Source organism: Serratia sp. CY84636 (assembly GCF_052166245.1).
Lineage (GTDB): Bacteria > Pseudomonadota > Gammaproteobacteria > Enterobacterales > Enterobacteriaceae > Serratia > Serratia nevei.
Window position 1 is genome coordinate 1 of sequence record NZ_JBJNOX010000031.1, and the last position, 4300, is coordinate 4300.

Here is a 4300-nt window from a genome sequence, read left to right on the forward strand (position 1 = left end):
AGCGTACGGCCCACAGAATGATGTCACGCTGAAAATGCCGGCCTTTGAATGGGTTCATGTGCAGCTCCATCAGCAAAAGGGGATGATAAGTTTATCACCACCGACTATTTGCAACAGTGCCCTATTTTTCGGGGATCTGATTGCCCTCTGGCAATATCATTCAGCACGCCATAGTCGGCATCATGGTCCATTCGCCAGAAAACCGAAGCACCGGCATCAGCCAGGCGTGGAGAAAACTGGTATCCCAGCAGCCAGAAAAGGCCAAAGACAAGTTCGCTGGCACCTGCTGTATCGGTCATAATTTCGGTTGGATTCAGCCCGGTCTCCTGTTCCAGAAGACCTTCCAGCACAAAGATAGAGTCCCTCAGCGTCCCCGGTATAACGATGCCATGAAAGCCGGAATACTGATCGGACACAAAGTTGTACCAGGTGATCCCTCTGTTATTACCAAAGTATTTGCGGTTCGGTCCGGCATTGATTGTTCTGACTGGCGTAACAAAGCGCATTCCATCTGCAGATGCCACTTCTCCTCCACCCCATATCTGTGCCAGTGGCAGCGTTGCCTGAAAATCAACCAGTCTGGCATTAGCGCTGGTGATAGTTTCAGCCCGCAGATAGTTCGCTTTTGTCCAGTTCAGCCGGTGTCGGGTCAGTGCAGGAACATTTGATCTGATCAGTGGTTCCAGACCGATATTGCAGGCTTCAGCCATCAGCACGGCGCTGATGCTGACGGGCAGATCATCAACTCTGGCACTGGCTTCACTAGCATGGAAAAACTCATCAGCAAATCCGGTATGGGCGTTAATTTCGAGCAGCAACTCCGTTAAATCCACCGGAGGGAGTAGATCACTGATCATTTTGCTCAGTCGTTTCAGACTGTCCGGCTCATCAAGACTGGCGAGGGGAGAAATTGTCAACCGGGGCTTCGGGCCAGAAACATCGAGTTCGACAGCCTCATTTTCGCAAAGACGTGCAGCAACCTGTCTGTAACGACTATCAAGCTGATGACCCAGAGATTTTATTGCTTCCTGCGGGTCTGTCGGGTGCCCCAAAGAACGATAAACCTTAATCCGGTTTGCCTGCCAGTCAGCACCCTGTAGTAATCTTGCACGAGGATCTCCCCACCGGTTACTGCCGGTAACGTAGACATCCCTCCGCCTCAGACTATCCTGCAGTTTACTGAGAAAGCAGAGCGTGTATCCCCTGCGGGTGATATGTTTTTCCTTGTTAATCACCAGCCGTTTCCATGACCGACTGATAATTTCCGTTGGTGCGTCGTCAAAAAACTGCCGCCGTGAGCTGAACTCCCGGCTGAGGTAGTCACAGGCATTCAGAGTGGTAACCCCGGCAGGTGCGGATGAAAATTTAACGGTATTCAGCAGATGGGGCAGGAAACGACGAACGCGCCCGTACTGCTCCACCATTTCTTCATGAAAATTATCGTCTGAGGGCCGGGCAATTTCACGGACAAGCGTGATGATTTCAGCCAGCTTTTGCCTTGGGATGTAGCTGAACACCTCAGCACGAATCGATTCGTCCGGTGTTTCTTCTTTCAGCAGGTACGAACATGCGCTGGCGAGCGCCAATGCAGATTTATCCAGATCCTTCAGCGAGCGGAGCCGTTTTTTCTGCCCAATCTTTCTGGCGTCACGGATGATAACGGCCAGCATGGCGTCCAGAACGTCCAATGCATCATCCAGCGCCAGCGTTTCCCATGCAAGGACAAAGGCAACCAGAACCGCCATCCTTTTCTGCGGTGACATCCTGGCAATATTGAACACCGAAGTCATACCAGCATAACGTGCGAGATTTTTCAGGCGCACAGCCGGGAGTGTACTCAGGTTTTCAGCATGCAGGCCAAAATCGTTCAGAGTTTTCCAGCGTTCAATTGCTTCATTAAACGCCGGACCACTGATGGTCACAGGGCCCTTTTTCAGTGATTCCAGTAAAGACAGGCGGCTGCAATCAGTTGGCCCCAGCAGCATCTCCAGCTGTGAACGCTGTTCGGCTGACGGTATCAGTGCCAGTTTGTTCCACAGGCGCAACGTCGCCTTTTCCCTTACCTCTGAAATCAACCGGGTCAGCGTAGTGGCTCCGGGGAGAATAATACGATGTTGCATAAGCCACCCTGTCGCCAGATCGAAAAGCAGGCCAGGACGTTCGTTGCTTATCCAGCTCCGGGTATATAAAAGACGGGTAAGGCGAAATGTCCAGGGCCAGGCAAATTCACGATACTGATAGTGCTGACGTATCAGCGCTGCATGCTCACGGCGGGTATTTTCCCTCTGACCGTATTCTGCAAGAACGGTGATATCACGAATCCCGAGCTGTCTGGCGGTAAAATGCCGGACGCCGGAAGGAATATGACCTGGGACCTACGTGCGCCCGCACCGACACCCTCACACCTTCGAGCTACTGTTGCCATTAAGGGGTCGTTTCGTGGTGCTGAATTTTGACGATCGGGGTACCGTCACCCATCGGGCGATATTGGGGGAAACCTGTACGGTGCTGGAGATGGCCGCAGGAACCTGGCATGCCGTGCTGTCGCTGGATACCGGTGGCATAATTTTTGAAGTAAAACACGGTGGCTATCAACCCGTGGCTGCCGATGACTATGCGCACTGGGCTCCAGCGGAAGGAGAACCAGGAACCACGGAGCTTATGGCCTGGTATGCGCAAGCGCAGGTGGGCGACAGCACTTTTGCCGTCTAAGGCGATAAACAAAAACGGAATGAGTTTCCCCATTCCGTTTCCGCTATTACAAACCGTCGGTGACGATTTTAGCCGCCGACGCTAATACATCGCGACGGCTTTCTGCCTTAGGTTGAGGCTGGGTGAAGTAAGTGACCAGAATCAGCGGCGCACGATCTTTTGGCCAGATCACCGCGATATCGTTGGTGGTGCCATAGCCACCGCTGCCGGTTTTATCCCCCACAACCCAGGAAGCAGGCAGTCCAGCCTGAATGCTCGCTGCACCGGTGGTATTGCCTTTCATCCATGTCACCAGCTGCGCCCGTTGGCTGTCGCCCAATGCTTTACCCAGCGTCAGATTCCGCAGAGTTTGCGCCATTGCCCGAGGTGAAGTGGTATCACGCGGATCGCCCGGAATGGCGGTGTTTAACGTCGGCTCGGTACGGTCGAGACGGAACGTTTCGTCTCCCAGCTGTCGGGCGAACGCGGTGACGCTAGCCGGGCCGCCAACGTGAGCAATCAGCTTATTCATCGCCACGTTATCGCTGTACTGTAGCGCGGCCGCGCTAAGCTCAGCCAGTGACATCGTCCCATTGACGTGCTTTTCCGCAATCGGATTATAGTTAACAAGGTCAGATTTTTTGATCTCAACTCGCTGATTTAACAGATTCGGTTCGCTTTCACTTTTCTTCAGCACCGCGGCCGCGGCCATCACTTTACTGGTGCTGCACATCGCAAAGCGCTCATCAGCACGATAAAGTATTTGCGAATTATCTGCTGTGTTAATCAATGCCACACCCAGTCTGCCTCCCGACTGCCGCTCTAATTCGGCAAGTTTTTGCTGTACGTCCGCCGTTTGCGCATACAGCGGCACACTTCCTAACAACAGCGTGACGGTTGCCGTCGCCATCAGCGTGAACTGGCGCAGTGATTTTTTAACCATGGGATTCCTTATTCTGGAAGATACGAAATAACAACAACATGAATAGTCCCTAAATTCCACGTGTGTTTTTTATTAGCTTCAAAAATCACTATTTCACGAAGAATTTAGACTGCTTCTTACACATTGTAACATTATTTACAACCACCTTTCAATCATTTTTGATAAATCATTGATTTCATCTTTGCTGCAATGATACTTAATAAACTCTGCAAGTTATCCACAGAGCAACACTCAATTTTATTGATGATATTCTTATTATACCAGACATTTTTCATACACTCCCTTGTACGGATAGTTTTCCGACAACTTCATGATTACATATCTTGCGGTTTTGATTATTTTTGCTGCAAGAAATACATACTTCAAACGAAAGGTCTTTATTTGCTGTCTGTATTCTGAAGAGTCCAAGGAATCAAACTTGAACAACAAAAATAGGTTATATGAAAGCATCATCATTTGAAACACGGCTTCATTCGCCCAAAATGACTTTAGCAAGAGATGACCCACCGCCATGTCGTATTTGGCTTCTTTGATATAGTTTTCAGGGCACTGTTGCAAATAGTCGGTGGTGATAAACTTATCATCCCCTTTTGCTGATGGAGCTGCACATGAACCCATTCAAAGGCCGGCATTTTCAGCGTGACATCATTCTGTGGGCCGTACGCT

Annotated in this window: 2 protein-coding genes and 2 pseudogenes; 1 reads left to right on the plus strand and 3 read right to left on the minus strand. The window is 50.6% G+C overall.

Going from position 1 to position 4300, the window contains the following annotated elements; genetic code table 11:
* Positions 1-125: 125 nt before the first annotated feature.
* Positions 126-2354, minus strand: a pseudogene (locus ACJ8QI_RS25380) (Tn3-like element Tn3 family transposase); the annotation flags it as partial.
* A gap of 64 nt (positions 2355-2418) precedes the next feature.
* Here ACJ8QI_RS25380 and ACJ8QI_RS25385 point away from each other — a divergent pair.
* Positions 2419-2712 carry a WbuC family cupin fold metalloprotein gene (locus ACJ8QI_RS25385; protein WP_116961751.1) on the plus strand — a complete coding sequence of 98 codons (294 nt, stop codon included), beginning with the start codon at positions 2419-2421 and terminating at the stop codon, positions 2710-2712.
* Between the two features lie 46 nt (positions 2713-2758).
* Here the strand turns inward: ACJ8QI_RS25385 and ACJ8QI_RS25390 are convergent, their stop codons facing one another.
* Together ACJ8QI_RS25390 and ACJ8QI_RS25395 are read right to left on the minus strand one after the other, a co-directional pair.
* Positions 2759-3634: an extended-spectrum class A beta-lactamase CTX-M-15 gene (locus tag ACJ8QI_RS25390; RefSeq protein WP_000239590.1), complete on the minus strand. Its 876-nt coding sequence runs from the start codon at positions 3632-3634 to the stop codon at positions 2759-2761.
* Between the two features lie 255 nt (positions 3635-3889).
* A pseudogene (locus ACJ8QI_RS25395) lies at positions 3890-4177 on the minus strand (transposase); the annotation flags it as partial.
* Between the last annotated feature and the right edge of the window lie 123 nt (positions 4178-4300).